This window comes from Ensifer oleiphilus (assembly GCF_013371465.1).
Classification (GTDB): domain Bacteria; phylum Pseudomonadota; class Alphaproteobacteria; order Rhizobiales; family Rhizobiaceae; genus Ensifer; species Ensifer oleiphilus.
In genome coordinates this window covers 271,655-292,249 of record NZ_JABWDU010000001.1, presented here as the reverse complement: position 1 = coordinate 292,249, position 20,595 = coordinate 271,655, and the positions used below count along the sequence as shown (strand labels likewise).

At 63.6% G+C, this 20,595-nt stretch carries 19 protein-coding genes; 13 read left to right on the top strand and 6 right to left on the bottom strand.

The window, feature by feature from the left end; genetic code table 11:
* Nucleotides 1-342: 342 nt before the first annotated feature.
* The 3 genes from rpsT to mutM form a co-directional block, all read right to left on the bottom strand.
* Entirely contained in the window at nucleotides 343-609 is a 267-nt protein-coding gene (gene rpsT, locus HT585_RS01485) for a 30S ribosomal protein S20 (RefSeq protein ID WP_053248916.1), read from the bottom strand.
* A 192-nt stretch (nucleotides 610-801) separates the two neighbouring features.
* Complete coding sequence (locus HT585_RS01480; RefSeq protein WP_176351309.1) at nucleotides 802-1,575, bottom strand: enoyl-CoA hydratase; 774 nt, start codon at nucleotides 1,573-1,575, stop codon at nucleotides 802-804.
* Nucleotides 1,576-1,629: 54 nt separating this feature from the next.
* Nucleotides 1,630-2,520 carry a bifunctional DNA-formamidopyrimidine glycosylase/DNA-(apurinic or apyrimidinic site) lyase gene (gene mutM / locus HT585_RS01475; protein ID WP_176351308.1) on the bottom strand — a complete coding sequence of 297 codons (891 nt, stop codon included), beginning with the start codon at nucleotides 2,518-2,520 and terminating at the stop codon, nucleotides 1,630-1,632.
* A gap of 173 nt (nucleotides 2,521-2,693) precedes the next feature.
* Here mutM and ubiE point away from each other — a divergent pair, with 173 nt between their 5' ends.
* The 9 genes from ubiE to HT585_RS01430 all read left to right on the top strand — a co-directional run bounded on the left by ubiE (nucleotide 2,694) and on the right by HT585_RS01430 (nucleotide 11,157).
* Nucleotides 2,694-3,470: a bifunctional demethylmenaquinone methyltransferase/2-methoxy-6-polyprenyl-1,4-benzoquinol methylase UbiE gene (ubiE, locus tag HT585_RS01470; protein ID WP_176351307.1), complete on the top strand. Its 777-nt coding sequence runs from the start codon at nucleotides 2,694-2,696 to the stop codon at nucleotides 3,468-3,470.
* A gap of 4 nt (nucleotides 3,471-3,474) precedes the next feature.
* Entirely contained in the window at nucleotides 3,475-5,049 is a 1,575-nt protein-coding gene (gene ubiB / locus HT585_RS01465; RefSeq protein WP_176351306.1) for a 2-polyprenylphenol 6-hydroxylase, read from the top strand.
* A 223-nt stretch (nucleotides 5,050-5,272) separates the two neighbouring features.
* Nucleotides 5,273-5,782: a GNAT family N-acetyltransferase gene (locus HT585_RS01460; protein ID WP_176351305.1), complete on the top strand. Its 510-nt coding sequence runs from the start codon at nucleotides 5,273-5,275 to the stop codon at nucleotides 5,780-5,782.
* Between the two features lie 152 nt (nucleotides 5,783-5,934).
* Nucleotides 5,935-6,192, top strand: a complete 258-nt coding sequence (locus HT585_RS01455; RefSeq protein ID WP_176351304.1) for a hypothetical protein — start codon at nucleotides 5,935-5,937, stop codon at nucleotides 6,190-6,192.
* A gap of 173 nt (nucleotides 6,193-6,365) precedes the next feature.
* On the top strand, nucleotides 6,366-7,145 hold the full coding sequence (locus HT585_RS01450) for an SDR family oxidoreductase (RefSeq protein WP_176351303.1): 780 nt from the start codon (nucleotides 6,366-6,368) through the stop codon (nucleotides 7,143-7,145).
* 243 nt (nucleotides 7,146-7,388) lie between these two features.
* Nucleotides 7,389-7,982 (top strand): ankyrin repeat domain-containing protein, encoded by a 594-nt coding sequence (locus tag HT585_RS01445; protein WP_176352149.1) that lies wholly within the window; start codon nucleotides 7,389-7,391, stop codon nucleotides 7,980-7,982.
* A 14-nt stretch (nucleotides 7,983-7,996) separates the two neighbouring features.
* Complete coding sequence (locus HT585_RS01440; protein ID WP_176351302.1) at nucleotides 7,997-8,467, top strand: nucleoside deaminase; 471 nt, start codon at nucleotides 7,997-7,999, stop codon at nucleotides 8,465-8,467.
* 283 nt (nucleotides 8,468-8,750) lie between these two features.
* Entirely contained in the window at nucleotides 8,751-10,019 is a 1,269-nt protein-coding gene (locus HT585_RS01435) for an MFS transporter (protein ID WP_176351301.1), read from the top strand.
* 235 nt (nucleotides 10,020-10,254) lie between these two features.
* Entirely contained in the window at nucleotides 10,255-11,157 is a 903-nt protein-coding gene (locus HT585_RS01430) for a cation diffusion facilitator family transporter (protein WP_176351300.1), read from the top strand.
* 36 nt (nucleotides 11,158-11,193) lie between these two features.
* On the opposite strand, the gene HT585_RS01425 is transcribed toward HT585_RS01430, so the two are convergent.
* Together HT585_RS01425 and HT585_RS32045 are read right to left on the bottom strand one after the other, a co-directional pair.
* Nucleotides 11,194-12,807: an ABC-F family ATP-binding cassette domain-containing protein gene (locus HT585_RS01425; RefSeq protein ID WP_176351299.1), complete on the bottom strand. Its 1,614-nt coding sequence runs from the start codon at nucleotides 12,805-12,807 to the stop codon at nucleotides 11,194-11,196.
* 186 nt (nucleotides 12,808-12,993) lie between these two features.
* The gene (locus tag HT585_RS32045) at nucleotides 12,994-13,116 is read right to left on the bottom strand and encodes a hypothetical protein (RefSeq protein WP_281410658.1); all 123 of its coding nucleotides are present in this window, start codon (nucleotides 13,114-13,116) and stop codon (nucleotides 12,994-12,996) included.
* Between the two features lie 755 nt (nucleotides 13,117-13,871).
* On the opposite strand from HT585_RS32045, the gene coaBC reads away from it, so the two are divergent.
* Nucleotides 13,872-15,092, top strand: a complete 1,221-nt coding sequence (gene coaBC, locus HT585_RS01420; RefSeq protein ID WP_176351298.1) for a bifunctional phosphopantothenoylcysteine decarboxylase/phosphopantothenate--cysteine ligase CoaBC — start codon at nucleotides 13,872-13,874, stop codon at nucleotides 15,090-15,092.
* A gap of 250 nt (nucleotides 15,093-15,342) precedes the next feature.
* Here the strand turns inward: coaBC and HT585_RS01415 are convergent, their stop codons facing one another.
* Nucleotides 15,343-16,149: a class II glutamine amidotransferase gene (locus HT585_RS01415; protein WP_176351297.1), complete on the bottom strand. Its 807-nt coding sequence runs from the start codon at nucleotides 16,147-16,149 to the stop codon at nucleotides 15,343-15,345.
* Between the two features lie 278 nt (nucleotides 16,150-16,427).
* On the opposite strand from HT585_RS01415, the gene HT585_RS01410 reads away from it, so the two are divergent.
* From HT585_RS01410 to HT585_RS01400, 3 genes are all read left to right on the top strand, one after another.
* Entirely contained in the window at nucleotides 16,428-17,558 is a 1,131-nt protein-coding gene (locus HT585_RS01410; RefSeq protein ID WP_176351296.1) for a Gfo/Idh/MocA family protein, read from the top strand.
* Nucleotides 17,559-17,673: 115 nt separating this feature from the next.
* A complete protein-coding gene (locus HT585_RS01405) occupies nucleotides 17,674-18,537 on the top strand; it encodes a MurR/RpiR family transcriptional regulator (RefSeq protein WP_173418772.1) in 864 nt (287 codons plus the stop codon).
* A gap of 115 nt (nucleotides 18,538-18,652) precedes the next feature.
* On the top strand, nucleotides 18,653-20,590 hold the full coding sequence (locus tag HT585_RS01400) for a bifunctional 5-dehydro-2-deoxygluconokinase/5-dehydro-2-deoxyphosphogluconate aldolase (protein WP_176351295.1): 1,938 nt from the start codon (nucleotides 18,653-18,655) through the stop codon (nucleotides 20,588-20,590).
* Nucleotides 20,591-20,595 lie beyond the last annotated feature (5 nt).

The window sequence follows — 20,595 nt, the reverse complement described above, 5'->3', positions numbered from 1 at the left end:
GCGCTGCCCGTTGACTCTCATCCCGCCATTTGCTTGCCGCAAACCGAGTCCGGGAAGAATCGCTGTTGAATCAAGGGTTTTGATTTTCAGCTCTTTGATTAGCTGGCGAAAAAGAAAAAAAATAAAAATTCTCTTGACTCATCTTGGGCCCAGAAGACCCCCAGCCAGAGACACCCTTTTGCCAAGGACCTCTCGTAAGCCCCTGAAATAACTATAGAAATTCTGTCATCGCATTGACACGAGAAACGCTACGCAGGTTAACCATCGCGATGACAGAAGTATGAATCGGAAAAGCCCGGCGCAAGGGCCGGGCTCTCAATTAACAGATTTTTATTAGCCGGATTAGGCCGAAAGCGCCTTCACGCGCTGTGCAAGGCGCGAAACCTTGCGCGAAGCGGTGTTGGAATGCAGCACACCCTTGGTGGCAGCGCGCATCAGCTCGGGCTGAGCGGCCTTCAGAGCGGCGGCCGCGACGGCCTGATCGCCGGTTGCGATCGCTTCTTCGACCTTGCGGACGAAGTTGCGGACGCGCGAACGACGGGCTTTGTTCACTGCAGTGCGGCGTGCGATCTTGCGGGTCGCCTTTTTCGCCGAAGTTGTATTGGCCATTGATGCCTCTCTTCGAAAACTGACATGAACTCCGCCCTCGCCGTGCCGGGTCACTGCGACCTGTCATCAAAGCAATTCGGGAGCATTATCGGAAAGCCCAGATTTGGCGTTCCAAACTGAGGGCGGCATATAACGAGAAACAGCCGCCCCGTCAACGCGCAATTTGGAGAAAACTGCGCGTCACCCCTTGATCTACCTGTGTTTGAACTCTGCCTTGCGCTTGGCGGCGAAGGCGGCCATGCCTTCCTTCTGGTCTTCCGTCGCAAACAACGAATGGAAAAGCCGGCGTTCAAACCGCAGGCCTTCGGCGAGCGTGACCTCCAGCGAGCGATTGACGGCCTCCTTGGCCATCATCACCGCCGGCAGCGAAAACGACGCAACCTTCTCGGCAGCGGCGAGCGCCTCCTCCATCAATTTCTCCGGCGCCACCACACGCGAAACGAGTCCTGCGCGTTCCGCCTCGGTCGCGTCCATCATCCGTCCAGTCAGCACCAGGTCCATCGCCTTGGCCTTGCCGACGGCACGGGTGAGGCGCTGCGAACCGCCCATGCCGGGGATGACGCCCAGCGTGATTTCCGGCTGACCGAATTTTGCAGTCTCCGAGGCAATGATGAAATCGCACATCATGGCCAGTTCGCATCCGCCGCCGAGCGCATAGCCGGAAACGGCAGCGATGACCGGCTTGCGGGCGGCCGCCACCTGATCCCAGCCACCGATGAAATCACCAAGATAGCTGTCGACGAAGTCGAGCGTCTGCATTTCCTTGATATCGGCACCGGCGGCAAAGGCCTTTTCCGAACCGGTGATGACGACGGCGCCGATACCCTTGTCGGCATCGAATGCCTTCAGCACCGTGGCGAGCTCGCGCATCACGGTCGAGTTCAGTGCATTCAGCGCCTGCGGGCGATTGAGGGTGATAAGGCCCACGCGTCCGCGCGTCTCGACCAGCAGCGTCTCGTAACTCATTCTCGTCTCCTCCGAATTCGTGTCAGCAGCAGGGTCCGACCGGACCCCTCATGTTCACTTCTGGCAGCGCGGGCAATGGAACGTGGACCGTCCCGCCTGCACGATGCGGGCGACCGTACCGCCGCAACCGGGCGTGCGGCAAGCCTGCCCTTCCCGGTCGTAGACCGAAAAGGAATGCTGGAAATAGCCGAGCGATCCGTCCGTCTGGATATGATCCTTCAGCGAGGAACCGCCCGCCGCGATCGCATCGGCGATGACCTCGCGGATGGCAACGGTCAGGTCCTGCAGCGCCGAGCCTGCCTTGCCATGTCTGTCGACGAGCGCACCGGCCGGCTTCAGCGGCGACAACCCTGAACGCCAGAGCGCCTCGCAGACATAGATGTTGCCGAGGCCGGCAATGTTCTTCTGGTCGAGCAGGGCCGCCTTCAGCGGCTGCGCCTTGCCGACGAAGCGCCCGGCGAGATAGGCGGCATCGAGCGCGTTGCCGGTCGGCTCCTCGCCGAGCCCGCGAAGGAATGCATGGGCCGAGACCGTCTCCCGGCGGGCGAGATCCATGAAGCCGAAGCGGCGCGGGTCATTATAGATGACGCGGGCCGGGCCGGCGGCACCGTCCAGATGAAAGATCACGTGATCGTGTTTCTCGTCCTTGCCGCGCGGGTGGTGAAATTCACCGGGTGTTTCCGGCTGCACACCCTGCTCGATGCGGAACGAGCCTGACATCCCGAGATGGGCGATGATGACGTCGCCCGCCTCCAGATCGATCATTAGGTACTTTGCCCGGCGCGACAGCGAGACGATGCGCTGGCCGCCGACAATCGAGGAAAAATCGACGGGAAAGGGAAACCGCAGATCCGGCCGGCGTAGTTCCGCGTTAACGAGGAGCGCGCCTTCCATGGTCGGCGCCAGGCCTCGTTTCACCGTTTCGACCTCCGGCAGTTCCGGCATCCGTCGTCTCCTCTTTTCTTAACCACCATAAGGCCGCCGGTTGGCATTTCCTTGGCGAGCCACTTATCCTATAGGGGTGCGCTATGCCGCAGCCATGGCCCCGCCCCCGAGATAGCGCGGGTCGGGCGATTTCGCTATGGTGCCGGCAAAATTGGTTCAGGTGGAGTTTTCGTATGACGGATCAGCGGGTATCGGCCAATGGCGGCATGGAAACCTCCTTCGGTTTCCGCAACGTCGGCACGGGCGAAAAGCAGCCGCTCGTCAATGACGTCTTCCACAAGGTGGCCAAGCGCTACGACATCATGAACGACGTGATGTCGGCCGGGCTGCACCGCGCCTGGAAAGATGCGATGATCGCCGCGCTCAACCCGCCGCGCCGCGAGGGCTACAGAACCCTCGATGTTGCCGGCGGCACCGGCGACATTGCCTTCCGCATCATCGAAGCCTCCGACCGCAAGGCCCATTCGACGGTCCTCGACATCAACGGCTCGATGCTCGCCGTCGGCGCCGAGCGGGCGGAGAAGAAGAAGCTTTCGGCCAATCTCGATTTCGTCGAAGCCAATGCCGAGGAACTGCCGTTTGCGGCCAATTCCTTCGACGCCTACACGATCGCCTTCGGCATCCGCAACGTGCCGCGCATCGATGTCGCACTCAAGGAAGCCTATCGCGTGCTGAAGCGCGGCGGCCGGCTGCTGGTGCTCGAATTCTCCGAAGTGGAGATGCCGCTTCTGGACCGGTTCTACGATGCCTGGTCGTTCAACGCGATCCCGAAGTTCGGCAAGCTGATCACCGGTGACGAAGCGCCCTATCAGTATCTGGTGGAATCGATCCGCAAGTTCCCGAACCAGCGTGATTTTGCGGCCATGATCAAGGAGGCGGGCTTCTCCCGTGTCTCCTTCACCAATTACACCGGCGGCATCGCAGCGCTGCATTCCGGCTGGAAAATCTGATCTTATGAGCACTGCAGGAGCATATGTCCGCCTCGCGCGGATCGGCTGGGTCCTCGTGCGCGAAGGCGTCGTCTCGGCGGTGCCTTCAGAACACTTGCCGCCCTTTGCCCGTTTCGGCCAGAAAGTGGCCGGACTTCTTGCCCGCCGCAAGGTGCCCGGCGAGGAGCGCAGCGACCGGCTGTCGCGCGCCGTTGCCCGCCTCGGCCCGTCCTATGTGAAGATCGGCCAGTTCCTGGCGACCCGTCCGGATGTCGTCGGCGCGGAATTTGCAGCCGACCTGTCGCTGCTGCAGGATCGGATGGCGACCTTCCCGCAAAGCGAGGCGAAGGCTGCGATCGAAGGCTCGCTCGGCCGCAAGGTCGAAGACCTCTACGCCGAGTTTTCCGAGCCGATGGCAGCCGCGTCGATCGCCCAGGTGCACCCGGCGATCGTCATGCGCGACGGCCAACCGCATAAGGTTGCCGTCAAGGTCATCCGTCCCGGCATCCGGCAGCGCTTCGCCTCCGACATCGAGGCGATGTATCTGGTCAGCCACATGCAGGAACGGTTCCTGCCCTACACGCGACGACTGAAGCCGGTCGAGGTCACCAAGACGATCGAGCAGACGACCAAGATCGAGATGGATCTCCGGCTCGAAGCGGCAGCCCTTTCCGAGCTCGGCGAGAACACCAAGGACGATTCCGGCTTTCGCGTGCCGAAGGTCGACTGGGAGCGCACGGGCCGCGACGTCGTCACCATGGAGTGGATCGACGGCATCAAGATGTCGGATGTCGACGGGCTGAAGGCATCGGGCCACGACCTCGACGCGCTCGCCGATACGCTCATCCAGTCGTTCCTGCGCCACACGCTGCGCGACGGCTTCTTCCACGCCGACATGCACCAGGGCAATCTGTTCGTCGACGATGCCGGCCATATCGTTGCCGTCGACATGGGCATCGTCGGAAGGCTCGGCAAGAAGGAGCGCCGCTTCCTTGCCGAAATCCTGTTCGGCTTCATCACCCGAGACTACCAGCGCGTCGCCGACGTGCATTTCGAGGCAGGCTACGTGCCCTCGCATCACGATGCCGCAAGCTTCGCCCAGGCGATCCGCGCCATCGGCGAACCGATCCACGGCCAGCCGGCCGAAACCATCTCGATGGCAAAGCTGCTGACGCTCTTGTTCGAGGTAACCGAACTCTTCGACATGCAGACGCGGCCAGAACTCGTCATGCTGCAGAAGACCATGGTCGTCGTCGAAGGCGTGGCGCGCACGCTCAATCCGCGCTTCAACATGTGGAAGGCGTCCGAGCCGGTCGTCGGCAAGTGGATCCGCGACAATCTCGGGCCGAAGCGCATCGTCACCGACCTGCGCGACGGTCTGCATGCAGCCCTTCGGCTGGCCGAAGCAGCACCCGAAATCGCCGCCCGCACCGAGAGATTCTCGAGCGAGATCATGGCCATGAGTGAAAATGGCCTGCGTTTCGACGCCGAGACGGCGCATGCCATCGGAAAGGCCGAGGCGCGCCACACGCGCTCCGGCCGGATTGCCCTGTGGCTGATCGCCGCCACGCTCGTCTACATCGCCTGGCAGGTGACCTGAGCGCCACCTGCAATCCGGTCCGCCCGCCGGCTTGCAATTCCACTGCCGCTTGTTATCGTTGGGGCATGGACAATCGTTCGATGATCGCAATGGTGCTTTGCACGCACGCCCTGGGGTGTGCGGGAGACCATTTGCGTTAAGCGGACTGTCCCCCGACCAACCCTGCCGAGGCGAGCAGGGTGTGGTCCTGTTTCCTCGCAGCTTTTAAGCCAGAGAGGAAACAATGACCGAAGACAACCCCACCCCGACACTCACGATCCGAGCGGCGCGTATCGTCGACTGGGAAGCGATCGCCGCACTGATGAGCCAGCCGGGTATCCGTTCCGGCACGCTGAGACTGCCCTATTTGATGCCGGAGCAGACGCGCAAGTGGCTGGAAAGCCTGCCCGATGACCACACGGCCATCGTTGCCGAGCGCGACGGCCGGATCGTCGGCATGGCCGGTCTGCACCGCAACAAGGGACGCCGGCATCACTCCGCCATGCTCGGCATCAGCGTCGACGACAACCATCGCGGCGAAGGCATCGGCAAGGCACTGCTGACATCCCTGATCGATGCCGCCGACAACTGGCTCGGGATCAGCCGCATCGAACTCACCGTCTTTACCGACAACGAGGCGGCGATCGCGCTCTATCGCAAGACCGGCTTCGAACCGGAAGGCACGCACAAAGCCTATGCGCTGCGAAACGGAGTTCTTGCCGACGTCCTCGCCATGGCGCGCATTCGCGCCTGACCTGGCCCGGACGGTTGGAGGCCGGAAGGCGGTTGCGTTCTGCCGCCGCCAGCAACCCATGTTCCATTCGGAACTGCGCATATTATGTGCCCATGCCATCGTCTTCTCATGGATGAAGGGAGTTCATCCCGATCCCTGGAGGAGAGACGATCATGCGCAAGATCATCATCGCAGCCGCCGTCGCGATCACTGCAGCCGTTTCCTTTGCCGCACCATCGCACGCCGGCGGCGTGACGATCGGCTTCAGCAACGGCCACTATGGCAGCGGCTGGAGCGGCCAGATCGGTTATGTCGGCGGCTACTACGGCGGCGACTATTACGAGTACCGGCCCTACTGCTTCATCAAGAAGGTCAGGCGCTACGATCATTACGGCAACGTCTATTACGAGCGCATCCGCGTCTGCCGCTAATGGCGGCCAAGGAAGAGGGGCACGAAGCCCGGTCGGTTTCGGCCGGGCTTTTTGACGTTTGGTCGTCGCCCTCTCAGATCCGAATTGCTCGCTCTGCCTCCTACCCCATTGACGCCGCGTTGCTGCCGGGCTCCAAAAGCAGCAACGCAAATCGCATGGGAAGGAAGACAACCATGGACCTCGGCATCACAGGCAAAAAGGCGCTCGTGCTCGGCGGCAGCAAGGGGCTTGGACGCGGCATTGCCGAAGCGCTCGCCGCCGAAGGCGTTGTCGTGGCACTGACCGGCCGCGACGCCGGATCCGCCGAAAGGGCCGCCGCAGAGATCAGCCCGACCGCTCGCGGCTTTGCGCTCGATCTTTCCAGGCCAGAGAGCCTTGACGGCCTGCTCGATCGGATCGTCGCAGATTTCGGCGCCATCGACATTCTCGTCCTCAACGGCGGCGGACCTCCGCCGTCGCTTGCATCCGCGATCGAGCCGGACTTCTGGCGCGCGCAGTTCGAAAGCATGGTGCTCGCCGGCATGCGCATCACCGGTCGGGTCCTGCCGGGCATGCGCGAGCGCGGCTTCGGCCGCATCATCGCCGTCGCCTCGACCAGCATCCGCGAACCGATCCCGGGGCTGACCGCCTCCAACGCGCTTCGAAGTGCAGTTGCGGGCTGGCTGAAGACACTGGCCGGCGAGGTCGCCGCCGATGGCGTCACCGTCAACATGCTCTTGCCGGGGCGGCTTGCGACCGATCGCACCTTGAGCTTCGACCGGATGGACGCCGAGAGCGAAGGGGTCGATGTCGCGACGGTTGCCGCGCGCAGCCAGGCCGACATTCCGATCGGCCGCTATGGAACGCCGGCGGAATTCGGGGCTGCCGCCGCGTTTCTGTCGGGGAAGCCGGCGGCCTATATCACCGGCGTGGCGCTTCCCGTCGACGGCGGCCTCAGCCGCTCGATGCTTTGAACTGCTGCACCGTTCGACAGGTACGGCGCTCCGGCGCTTCGCTGTAACGGATGAACTTCACCGCAAATTGATGCGGGTTTCAGGGGATATGCAGTAAACCTGCAGCCGGGCGACGTTTGCCCGGCTGACCATATTGCTGGCCATACGACTGGAACGACAACCATGAAATCACCTTCGACCGGATGGCTGCTCGGGGCGGCCCTCTTTGCCTCGATCGTCCTTCCCGCCGCTGCTGGAGCCGCCATGCTTGAAAAGGAAATGATTGCCGCTGCCCAAGCCGGCAATGCCGCCGGACTGCGAGAACTGATCAAGCGCGGAGCCACGCTCGACGCGCGCGACGCAAGCGGCGCCACCGCCTTGCTCGTCGCAACGCACGAAAACCGCGTCGACGCGGCGCGCGCGCTCATCGAAGCCGGCGCGGATGTCAACGCCAAGGACAACATCCAGGACAGCCCCTATCTCTATGCCGGCGCGCGCGGCCATCTCGAAATCCTGAAACTGACACTCGAGAACGGCGCAGACCTGAAAAGCACCAACCGCTACGGCGGCACCGCGCTGATCCCTGCGGCCGAACGCGGCCACGTCGAGACCGTGAAGACGCTGATTGCGGCCGGCGTCGATGTCGACCACGTCAACCGGCTCGGCTGGACGGCGCTGATCGAAGCCGTCGTCCTCGGCACCGGCGGTGAAAAGCACACGGAGATCGTGCGCTTGCTGATCGACGCGGGCGCGAACGTCAATCTTGCCGACGGCGAGGGCGTCAGCCCGCTGACCCATGCCCGCCAGCGCGGCTACGGCAGCATCGAAAAGCTGCTCGTCGCCGCCGGCGCCCGCTGACTTCAGGAGGGGACATGGACCAGGAAAAGCGCTTTCTCCGCGAGGCTGTCGCCCTTGCCCGCGCCAACATCGCAAACGGCGGCCGTCCGTTCGGCGCGGTCGCCGTTCACAATGGCGAAGTGATCGCCAGCGGCGTCAATGAGATGCTTGAGACCGGCGATCCGACATCGCATGCCGAGATGAACGCGCTTCGGCTGGCAGCACAGCGCCTCGGCTCTCCGCGCCTTGAGGGCGTCGCGATCTATGCCAGCGGCCAGCCCTGCCCGATGTGCCTTGCCGCCATGCGCATGGCCGGCATCACAGAGATCGCCTACGCCCACTCGAATGCCGACGCCGACCCATATGGTCTATCGACGGCGGCGACCTATGCCGAACTGGCGAGACCGTTGGGCGAGCAGGCCATGCGCTTCCGCCATGTACCGCTCGATGACACCGAAGCGACACCGCTCTATGCGGCATGGCAGCACAGGATGAAAAACGACTGACCGTTGCCGGGTGCCGACAAACACTCGCTCCATCGCCCGACACGCCTGCCACGACCACAATCAGAAAGGCCGCCGTTGAAGCGGCCCGCGCGGCGAACCGGGATGGCAAGCGCGCAAACGGGTGCTCGCACACACCATCCACGCTGGTCGATGGACGATTGGTCCACAATCACACCCCTTGTCGCGCACACGCGATAGGTGTATTCGCGCAAACGAGTTTCCCTTCCCTCCCGTCGGCGTTCGTCACCGAACATCGGCGGCTTCCAGCCTGCGAGTGTCTGCGATGAATGCCTATTCCGAACGTACGGGTCGCCTGATTGCGCTGCTCCTCATCGCCGGCTCCGGCGTTGTGACGATCGCCAAGGGCATGAGCCTGACGTTCCTGGCGATCCGCCTGCAGAAGGATTTCGGGCTGAGCCCGGCCGGCATTGGTGCCCTGATCGGTGCCGGCCCGCTCGTCGGCGCGATGGTCAGCCCGTTTGCCGGAACCCTGTCCGACCGCATCGGTCGAAAGGGTGTGCTGACCGCGGCATTGTGCATGGCCGGACTGGCGCTGGCCGGGCTCGGACTGGCACAATCGATCGCCGCCTTCGCGCTGGCGCATGTCGTCTCTGCGGTCGCAGCCGCTGTCTACGAGCCGGTTTCGCGCGCCTTGATGAGCGACACCGCACCGCCGCACCTACGGCTGCGGGTCTTTTCCTGGCGCTATCTCGCCATCAATGCCGGCTGGGCCGTCGGGCCGCTGATCGGCGTCTGGATCGGTGCTGCCTATGCGACGCTGTTCGTCCTTGCCGGCCTGATGCATGCGGCCTTCGGCCTCGTGCTGTTCGTCACCGTTCCCGACGCGAGCGACCGGCCAGCGACAGAGACTGCTGCGGCATCACAGGCGACCGGTGGCTGGCGCGGGCTTGTTGCCGCCTTGCGCGACCGACGACTGGTGTTCTTCGTCATCGGCGGCACCCTGCTTCTCGCCGTACACGGTCAGTGGTCGGTGACCCTGTCGCAATATCTCAACACCGGTTTCGAAGATGGCGTCACGCTCTTCGCGCTGCTGGTGTCCACCAATGCCGCGACGGTGCTGATCGCCAGCACGCCCGCCCGCTTCGTCATTGAGCGGATCGGTGCGCTCAAGGCGCTTTCGTTCGGTTGCCTGCTGTTCCTGCTGGGTGAAATCGGCTTTGCAGCTTCGTCAGGGATGGAAATGCTCGTCGCTTCGATGATCCTCTTCACCATCGGCGAGGTGCTGGTCGTGCCCTCGGAATATGTACTGGTCGATGGCATCTCCGATGCCGGCAATCGCGGCACCTATTTCGGCGCGCATTCCCTGTCGTCGGTCGGCAATTTTCTTGGCCCGCTCATCGGCGGCCTCGCGCTCGGCGCGATCGGCGGCGCCGGCATGTTCCTGTTGTTCGCGCTGTTCTCGGCGGCAAGTGCGCTCCTGTTTGCGATCGGCCACTCCATGCCGCCGCCACGCCCGCAGGCGGCCCGTACAGGCACGGTCGATCGCGGCGCCCTGGGCGGGGATCTCATGCGGCTCGGTCAACTTGCGTAAGGCGAGGCCGGCTCCCGCGGCCTGACACCCGCAGCAACGCCCCGTCCAGGCTCGCTGCTCTACCCAGCCTCCGTTCGCCGGCGGGTGCCTCACACCATCACCGCAAGAGAGCGCTCCTGTCGCTTTCGCTTGCTTACGCCAAACGCTACCATCCCGCAACTTGAGTGATCATCGTCACCATTTCGTCACCGGCACCGCCTACGCACCGCGTCGAAACAGGAGTGAATACAAGATCATGACCGCCGCCACCGAACAAATAGTCCTCAAGCGATCGATCGCTGCAACCATCGTCGTCGGTGCGACAGGCGTGCTCTTCGGCCTCTTGTCCGGATCGGTATCGATCGTGTTCGACGGGGTGTTTTCCGCCGTCGACGCCGCCATGACGCTGCTGGCGCTCGGTGTGACGCGGCTGATCCCGAGGGAAAGCAGCCGCTTTCAGATGGGGTTCTGGCATATCGAGCCGATGGTGCTGCTGCTCAACGCCGGCCTGCTCGCCACGCTTTCCTTCTACGCGCTGATCAACGCGGTCGGCTCACTGCTGACGGGCGGGCGCGAACTCGCCTTCGACTGGGCAATCGCCTATGCCGCTGTCGTCGTCGTCATCTGCGTCGTGATGTTCTTCTACGGGCGGCGGGCGAACCGCATGATCGGCTCCGAATTCCTGGCGCTCGACGTGCGCGCCTGGGCGATGTCGGGCACGATAACCGCGGCCCTGCTCGTCGCCTTCGTCGTCGCGGCAACGCTGGAAGGGACCGCTTACGAAAGCTGGACGCCCTATGCCGACCCGGCGATCCTGGTGGTTCTGACGCTGTGCCTGATCCCGCTGCCGCTGAAGACGGTCTATGCCGCATTGAAGGACATCTTCCTCGTGGCGCCGGTCGAGCTGGACGAAAAGGTGCGCGAGGCCGCCCGCGGCGCTGCCAGCCGCCACGGCTTTGCCGATTATCGCACCTACGTCGCCAAGGTCGGGCGTGCCCGACTGATCGAGATCTACCTGATCGGATCGGCTGAAACCAAATTTGGGACGCTTGCGAGCCTCGATGCGATCCGCGCCGAGATCGGCGAAGAAATTGGCGAAGCCGGGCGCGACCGCTGGCTGACGATCGCCTTTACCGGCGACGTCAAATGGGCGCAATAGCGCCCGACATCCGCGTGCCGCGCGAAACCGAGCCCGCTAGCAAGCGGCGGCGCGGCGGCCGTCCAACAGCTCGGACAGATCGATCCGACGCGTGATCCCGACGGCCTCCAGAAACGCCTCGTCGTGGCTGACAACGATGAGCGCCCCATCGAGGGCCCGCAGCCCCGCCTCCACCGCCTCAATGGATTCGATATCGAGATGGTTGGTCGGTTCGTCGAGGATCAGAAGCGGCGGTGGGCTGTCGCCACCGAGCACGCAGGCAAGCCCCGCGCGCAGCATCTGGCCACCGCTGAGACTGGAGACGCGCTGAAGCGCCGCGTCCGCGCGGAACATGAAGCGCGCGAGCGCCGCCCGGCAGGCATTTTCGCCGGCTTCCGGATTGAGCCGACGGAAATTGTCGCGGATCGATAGTTCTGGATCGAGCAGAGTTACCTGCTGGTCCAGCATGGCGAAGTCCGCCAGGCCCCGGACATTCCCCGACCAGGGCGTAAGCGTGCCGGTGAGCAGCGACAAAAACGTCGTCTTGCCCGAACCGTTGCGGCCGGTGATCGCTACCCGTTCCGGCCCTGATATCGTCAGGGACAGATCGGCGAGCACCGGATGGCCCGGGATGTAGCCGGCGCTGACTTTGTCCACCTGCAGGACAACGCGGCCGGGCGGCAGTCCGGTCGAAGGCAGCCGCACCGAAAACGGCTGCAGGATTTCGATGCGGTCGCGGGCAGCCGTGAGATCGCCGAGCGCCTGGTCGCGCCGGCGTTCGGCAAGGCGCGCATTGTCGCCGCCGGTCTTTTCGCTGCGCTCCTTGCGGGCATCGAGCAGCAGCAGCGGCTCGTCGCCCTGGGCGCGCTTCCGGCGCCCGGCGCTGTCCTTGCGGGCCTTGCGTTCGGCAATCGCCTGCGTCTTACGGTCGACCTCGGCAAGGCGTCGTTCGGCATCGGCGAGATCGCGGCGAGCGGAGGCGAGCTCGATCGCCTTGCGCTCGCGATAGAGGCTCCAGTTGCCGCCGTAACTGGTGGCGCCGAGAGAGGTGAGTTCGACGATCGTATCCATCCTGTCGAGCAACGCGCGATCATGGCTGACGACGATGGCGCCGCCGCGCCAGTTCGCCATCAGCTCGATCACCGCTACCCGCCCGGCGCGATCGAGATTGTTGGTGGGTTCATCGAGCAGGATGAAATCGGGATCGGCAAAGACCAATGCCGCCAGCTTGGCGCGGGTCAGTTGTCCGCCTGATAGCGACGAGAGCGGCGTGCGTGCCTCTGCCTCAAGTCCGAGGCGCGCGAGAGCCTCGGCCAGTCGCGCCTCCAGCGTCCAGTCGGCTATCGACAGCTCGTCGATGCTGGCCGTGCCTTCCTCCGCACGATCGAGAAGCGTCAACGCATCGGCAATGCCGAAGAGGTCGGCAACGGTCTTCTCTTCGCCGACCTGCACCGTCTGGCGCAGGATGCCGAGGCTGCCGTCGACCGAGACTGTTCCGGCCTGCGGCTGCAGCGATCCGGCAATCAGCTTCAGGAGCGTGCTTTTGCCGACGCCATTGCGCCCGACAAGGCCGGAGCGGCCCGGGCCGAAGGTCAGGTTCAGGTCGGAAAAGAGGCTGCGACCGTCAGGCGTGGACCAGGTGAGATGGGAGAGCGAGATCGAAACAGGCATGGATACGGATGTCCCTGATGGCAAAAAGAGCGAGCTTTGCTGTCAGGTGGAAATCCATCGATGCTTGTATCCTTTGGCGATTGCTATCGCCGTGAAGATAGCACTGTTCGTGTCTTCTTCAAGGCGGCGATGCCGTGAAGTGGCCAGGGCGGGTCATTGCCGTCACTCCGGAGCGATCGCGCGGATCTACCAGACGAGACCGTTGAGCGTCATCAGCGCGATCATCAGCAGGGCAAGCACGAGCGATGCCTTGATGGCGGCAAGCGTGTAGTCGTAGCGACGAAAGTGCGAAGCAAGCGTGTGAAACATGGCATTCTCCCTGGTGTCTGACTGCCCGTCGCCCATGAAGGCTCAGGCCACGCGATCACCTGCGTGCAATTTTGTTATCCGTTCGGTTGTCGGCGGCAGCTGTCTTCAAGGATGGGGAACTACTGGACGCAACGCGCCCGATCTTTAGAACCACTCCGATGCAAATCCGAAAGTCGGGACAGAAGCGTCTCAAGCTCGTCACGCTCCAGTGCTGGATAGCGGACCCGCACGACATCTCGAAAGACGTCCTCGATCATCGGAAACTCTGTCGGAAGAATTGGCCGCCCTCGAAATCCGTCGACCGGGTACATGCCGCGATCTCCTCGGTTGGGGCGAAAGCGCAACGATCTCCCAGTCATCGACGCCCGAACGATCGGCCGATGATGAAAAAGAGTATGCGCCTTCGGTCGGCGGATACCAAGGGACAATCGCTTCCCTGAAAGGGGTGGCCTAAGCGCAGCGATCACCAGGCGCGATTTTCTGGCGGCTTCGCGATGCCGAACCGGTTCCACCGCAGACGGCTTTCCTCGCCGGGCGGGGTTTGCGATCCGGGTGTTGCCGCTCCGACCTTACCGCTGGAAATGTGCGCGTGCGCGGCGTGCCGGCCCGGTGCATTGCGCCCGATGAAACGCTCAAGTAGGGTCGCCGCGAACCGCATTCTTCATCGGCAAACCTGCTGGAAGGACGCTGTCGAACAACATGGCTGGACCGGCGCAAAGCGCTGGAGAAGAAGGCGGCCGAAAGGCCGGGACGCGATGACACTGTCGGGCAAGCGCATTCTCCTGATCATCTCCGGCGGCATTGCGGCCTACAAGAGCCTGGATCTGATCCGGCGCCTGCGCGAGCGCGGCGCCATTGTCCGCCCTGTCATGACGTCAGGCGCTCAACAGTTCGTCACACCGCTTGCCGTCGGCGCACTTTCGGCCTCTCATGTCTATCTCGACCTGTTTTCGCGCGAGGACGAGCAGGATGTCGGCCATATCCGGCTGGCGCGCGAATGCGATCTGATCGTCGTCGCGCCCGCCACCGCCGACCTGATGGCAAAGATGGCGAACGGTCATGCCGACGATCTCGCTTCGACGATCCTGCTTGCCACCGACCGCCCGGTTCTGGTCGCGCCGGCGATGAACCCGAGGATGTGGGCTCATCCGGCGACCCGGCGCAACCGCGCGACGCTTGGCGCCGACGGCATCCGTTTCATCGGCCCGGAAGCCGGCGAAATGGCGGAAAGCGGCGAAGCCGGCGAAGGCCGCATGAGCGAGCCGCTGGCGATCGTCGCTGCGGTCGAAAGCCTGTTTGCGGGCGGTCCGAGACCGCTTGCCGGCCGCAAGGCAATCGTGACCTCTGGCCCGACGCATGAGCCGATCGATCCGGTGCGCTACATCGCCAACCGTTCCTCGGGCAAGCAGGGCCACGCCATTGCCGCCGCCCTTGCCAGGCTCGGTGCCGACGTGACGCTGGTGTCCGGTCCGGTGACGATCCCCGACCCCGCTGGGGTGAAAGTGATCCGCGTCGAGCGCGCCGAGGAAATGCGCGATGCGGTGCTATCAGCCCTTCCCGCCGATGTGGCGGTCATGGTTGCCGCCGTCGCCGACTGGCGCGTGGCCAGTGCCGCCGGCTACAAGATCAAGAAGAAGCCCGGCGAAGCGCCGCCGCCGCTCCAACTCGCCGAGAACCCGGATATCCTCAAGACCGTCGGCCACCATGCCGACCGGCCGACGCTGGTCGTCGGCTTTGCCGCCGAGACGGAGAACGTCGCCGACAACGGCCGCTCCAAGCTTGAGCGCAAGGGCGCCGACTATATCCTCGCCAACGACGTGTCACCGGCGACCGGCATCATGGGCGGAGACCGCAACCGGGTGAAGCTGATCTCGGCCGCCGGCAACGACGACTGGCCTGATATGGACAAGGACGCGGTTGCGGAGAAGTTGGCGGCGCTGATTGCGGCTGAGCTGGAGCGAAAAGAGCGGGGTTGATCTGTTGGCTTTAGCGAGGCCCCTCACGCCCTTTTACAGAAAGCCCCTCACCCTAGCCCTCTCCCCGCCAGCGGGGCGAGGGCACGTGCCCCGCGCGAGCAAAGCGCCAGCAGCAGATTATTGGATTCGGTGAGAGTGCGGCATGTCCCTTCTCCCCGCCTGCGGGGAGAAGGTGGCGGCAAACGGATGAGGGGCAGTGGCAGCGTCGCGAGCTATGCGGTCGCCTTCATCCGCCAAACATGCTGGCGGCTCAGGCCGTACGATACTTTCGCACCGGCGCGCCCTGCGTCGAAAACAGTCGCACATCAACACCGTTTTCGCCGACAATCACCGCTGTGCCGTCGGGGATTTCGACCCAGGCGCTGTCATCGTCGTTGAGCGGCTCGGAGACGAGACAGTAGCCGCCGCTCGGGCCCATGGGGGCTGCATAGAGCGTCGGCGCCTTCCAGTCGGAGGCGTAGCGCACCGCGTAAAGATCGTGGCCGTCGGAAAAGGCGGCGGTGAACCGCACCAGAACCTGGCGCTCCAGATGTGCGGCAAGCTGTTCGATGAAGGCCAGCGCCTCGGCGATCGCACCGAGCGGATCGTGGTCGAGCCCGAACTGCATGGCGAGCAGGAACAGAAGCTCGGAATCCGTCGTGCCGGTGCGGGCAGAATAAAGGTCATTGTCGAGCATGCTTTCCATCGGCCGGCGCAGATGCTCGAAATCGCCGATCTGGCCGTTGTGCATGAAGGACCAGCGGCCGAAGACGAAGGGATGACAATTGTCCCGCCGCGTGCCGCCGCCGGTCGCCGCACGCACATGGGCCAGAAACAGCGGCGAGCGGATCTGGCGGGCGATGCTTTTTAGGTTGCAGTCGGACCAGGCGGGAAGAATGTCGCGGTAGCGGCCAGGTTCCGGATGGTCGCCATACCAGGCGATGCCGAAGCCGTCGCCGTTGGTCGCCGTCTTCGCCCGTGTGGCGCAATGGGACTGCTCGATCAGCGAGTGCGCCGGAGAGGTCACCAGTTCCTCGAGATAAAGCGGCTCCCCGCGATAGGCTGCCCAGCGGCACATGCTGACATCACTCCGGTTTCGCCCGCGCATACGGATGCGATTCGTTAACCATGGGGGATGTTCCGACGAAACATGGTAAAAATGCGTTAACAAATTCATCTGGTCGCCAACGAACGTATCTTAGGCGACCGGGTCGCGCTGTATTGACCGAAACACGGGGCAATATCCCTCTATCGCGCTCAAACTCATTTTCGAACAAATATTCCATATTGACAAATCCTGCACATTTCATTTCATTCCGAGCCACGACACAGGTCGCTGACCCCCGGAGGAATGGCATGAGCAGCAAGAAAAAACTGGGCGTCGGCCTGATCGGCACCGGCTTCATGGGCAAGGCGCACGCGCTCGGCTTCACCATCGCCGCGCGGGTCTTCGACCTGCCGTTCGAGCTCGATCTGGTGTCGGTCGCCGATGTGACCGTCGAGAGTGCCGAAAACGCCCGCCAGCGCCTCGGCTTTCGCAAGGCGACGGCGGACTGGCGCGAGCTGCTCACCGACCCGGATATCGACATCATCGACATCACCACACCGAACCTTCTGCACAAGGAAATGGCACTCGCAGCCATCGCCCATGGCAAACACGTCTATTGCGAAAAGCCGCTGGCACCGACGGTTGCCGATTGCGCCGAAATGGTCGCGGCTGCCGAGAAGGCCGGCGTCGTCACCCAGGTCGGCTTCAACTACTTGAAGAACCCGCTGATCTTCCTCGCCAAGGACATCATCGAAAGCGGCGAGATCGGCGAGATCCGTTCGATGCGCGGCGTTCATGCCGAAGATTTCATGGCCGACGCCTCGGTGCCGTGGGGCTGGCGGCTCAATCCGGCTAGCGGTGGCGGAGCGCTTGCCGATATCGGCAGCCACATCATCGCCTCCATGCGCCACCTCGTCGGGCCGATCCGTTCGGTGCTGGCCGAAACCATCATCCAGATCCCCGAGCGGCCCGTCTCTGCCGGCGCGAGCGAGATGCGCGCTGTGGAGGTCGACGACATCACCCGCGCCTTCGTGCGTTTCGAGAATGGTGCCACGGGCAGCTTCGAGGCCAACTGGATCGCCACCGGCCGCAAGATGCAGCACGATTTCGAGATCTACGGCTCCAAGGGCAGCATCGTCTTCACCCAGGAGCGATTGAACGAGATCCGCCTCTACAAGACCGGCGACGATATCCGCACGCGCGGTTTCCGCACCATCTGGGCCGGCCCCGAGCATCCGCCCTATGGCGCCTTCTGCGTCGCCCCCGGGCACCAGATCGGCTTCAACGACCTGAAGGCGATCGAGGTCAACGAATTCCTGGAGGCGATCGCCAAGGGCAAATCGCCATCGACAGATTTCCGCGAAGGCTACGAAGTCCAGAAGGTCCTGTCAGCCACCTACCAGTCGGCAAAGACCAATGAATGGGTGCAGATCGGCTGAGAAAGCCGAAATGGAAGAGGCGACAAAAAATGGAACGCCTGTTCTATCCCAACTGTCACCAATCGATTAGTGTGAGGTCACAAACGAACACGGGTCACACTGGAGACGGACAAGAATGGCAACGCCTGAAACGACGACGGAGGTCCCGCAGGATTTCGAGGCGCTGAAGACGGTCATTCTGGAGCGAAAGGCGCAGCTGCCCAAACGGCTGAAGCAGGTGGCCGCCTATTCGCTCGACAATCCCGACGAGATAGCCTTCGGCACCGCCGCGAGCATCGCCACCTCCGCCGACGTCCAGCCATCGACGCTGGTGCGTTTTGCCCAGCACTTCGGCTTCGAGGGTTTCTCCAGCCTGCAGCAGATCTTCCGTGCCCGGTTGCGCGAGCGCACGCCCGGCTACGAAGACCGGCTGAAGGCGCTCAGCGAAAACGAGCACAGCAAGCTCGAGAGCGGCTCGATCTTCAACGGTTTCGTCGCCGCCGCCCACCGCTCGCTCGACAACATTGCAACCTCAGTCGATCCGGAAGCCTTCGAGCGCGCGGTCGATATTCTCGCCAAGGCCGAGACGGTCTACCTGATCGCTAAGCGCCGCTCCTATCCGATCTCCAGCTACATGGCCTATGCCTTCGGCAAGCTGAAGGTGAAGTATCAGCTGGTCGGCACCGCCGCCGGCATCGACGACGACATGCTGGCGATGGCCGGCAAGAACGACGCCGCCTTTGCGGTCAGCTTCTCGCCTTATGCCTCCGAAAGCGCCGCCCAGGCGCGACTGCTTGCCGAACGCAAGGTGCCGGTCGTGTCGCTGACCGATTCTGCTTTCTCGCCGCTCGCCGAATCCTCCAAGGTCTGGTTCGAACTGGTGGAGGCGGATCACGCCGGTTTCCGCTCGCTTTCGGCCAGCATGGCCTTCGCCATGGCGCTAACCGTCGCGATTGCCGAGAAGCGTCACCGCCTGCAAGAAGAGGCGAGGACCGAATAGAACGGATAGAATGAAAATTCTATATTGACGAAACGCCGGAATTTATGTTTCATACCTGCATCACCCACAGAACGAGAATGGTCGGGGCCGCAAAGGCGTCCGCGGGGAGGAAGCAGTGAGCCAGAACGTTTCGTCACAGGGAGCAAAGCCGCTCGACCTCATCACCATCGGTCGGGCCTCTGTCGACCTTTACGGCCAGCAGATCGGCACCCGGCTCGAGGACGTTTCGAGCTTTGCGAAATCGGTCGGCGGCTGCCCCTGCAACATCTCGGTCGGCACTGCGCGCCTCGGCCTGAAGTCCGCGCTTCTCACCCGCGTCGGCGACGAGCAGATGGGTCGCTTCATCCGTGAGCAGCTCACCCGCGAAGGTGTCGAGACCCGCGGCATCGTCACCGATCCGGAGCGCCTGACGGCGCTCGCCATCCTTGCGGTCGAGAACGACAAGTCCTTCCCGCTGCTGTTCTACCGCGACAACTGCGCCGACAACGCGCTATGCGAAGATGACGTTTCCGAAGAGTTCATCCGCGCTGCTCGGGCGATCCTCGTTTCCGGCACGCATTTTTCCAAGCCCAACACCGATGCGGCACAGCGCAAGGCGATGCGCCTTGCCAAGGAGAACGGCGCCAAGATCGTCTTCGACATCGACTACCGCCCGAACCTCTGGGGCCTCGCCGGCCATGACGCGGGCGAAAGCCGATACATCGCCTCCGATCGCGTTTCGACCCATTTGAAGACCGTCCTTGCCGATTGCGACCTGATCGTCGGCACCGAGGAAGAGGTGCTGATCGCATCGGGCGAAAGCGACCTCTTGCAGGCGCTGAAGACCATCCGGGCGCTGTCGACGGCGACGATCGTCCTGAAGCGTGGGCCCATGGGCTGCATCGTCTATGACGGCCCGATCTCCGACGATCTCGAGGACGGTATCATCGGCAAGGGTTTCCCGATCGAGGTCTACAACGTGCTCGGCGCCGGTGACGCCTTCATGTCCGGCTTCCTGCGCGGCTGGCTGAAGAACGAGCCGCATGTGACATCCGCCACCTGGGCCAATGCCTGCGGCGCCTTTGCCGTTTCCCGCCTGCTCTGCGCGCCGGAAATTCCGACCTGGACCGAGCTGCAGTTCTTCCTGGAGAAGGGCAGCAAGGAACGGGCGCTGCGCAAGGACGAGGCGATCAACCACGTTCACTGGGCAACCACGCGCCGCCGCGAGATCCCGCTGTTGATGGCGCTGGCGATCGACCACCGTAGCCAGCTCGAAGATGCGGCCGCCGGCAATCCCGAACTGCTCGCCCGCATCCCCGCCTTCAAGGTGCTGGCGGTCAAGGCCGCAGCGCAAGTGGCTGCCGGCCGCTCCGGCTTCGGCATGCTGATCGACGACAAATATGGCCGCGACGCGCTTTATGCCGCCGGCGCCCACCGCGATTTCTGGATCGGCAAGCCGATCGAGCTTCCGGGCTCGCGGCCGCTGCAGTTCGAATTCAGCCAGGACCTCGGCAGCCGCCTGATCGACTGGCCGGTCGACCACTGCATCAAGGTGCTGTCCTTCTACCACCCGGACGATCCGGCCGAGATGAAGGCGACGCAGATTGCCAAGCTCCGTTCGGCCTTCGAGGCGGCGCGCAAGGTCGGCCGCGAAATCCTGATCGAGATCATCGCCGGCAAACACGGCAAGCTCGACGACCAGACCATTCCGCGTGCCCTCAACGAACTCTACGATGCCGGCCTCAAGCCCGACTGGTGGAAGCTGGAGCCGCAGGCAAGCCGGAACGCCTGGGCGGCGATCGATGCGGTCATCGAACAGCGCGATCCGCTCTGCCGCGGCGTGGTGCTGCTCGGCCTTGAAGCGCCCTACGAGGCGCTGAAGGAAGGTTTTGCCGCGGCCCGCACGTCGAAGACGGTCAAAGGCTTTGCCGTCGGCCGCACCATATTTGCCGATGCCAGCAAGGCCTGGCTCGGCGGCACCATGACCGACGAGCAGGCGATCGCCGACATGGCGGGAAAATTCAAGGCGCTGGTCGATCTCTGGCTGCAGCTGGGTGAAACAAAAGCGGCATAGGGTTG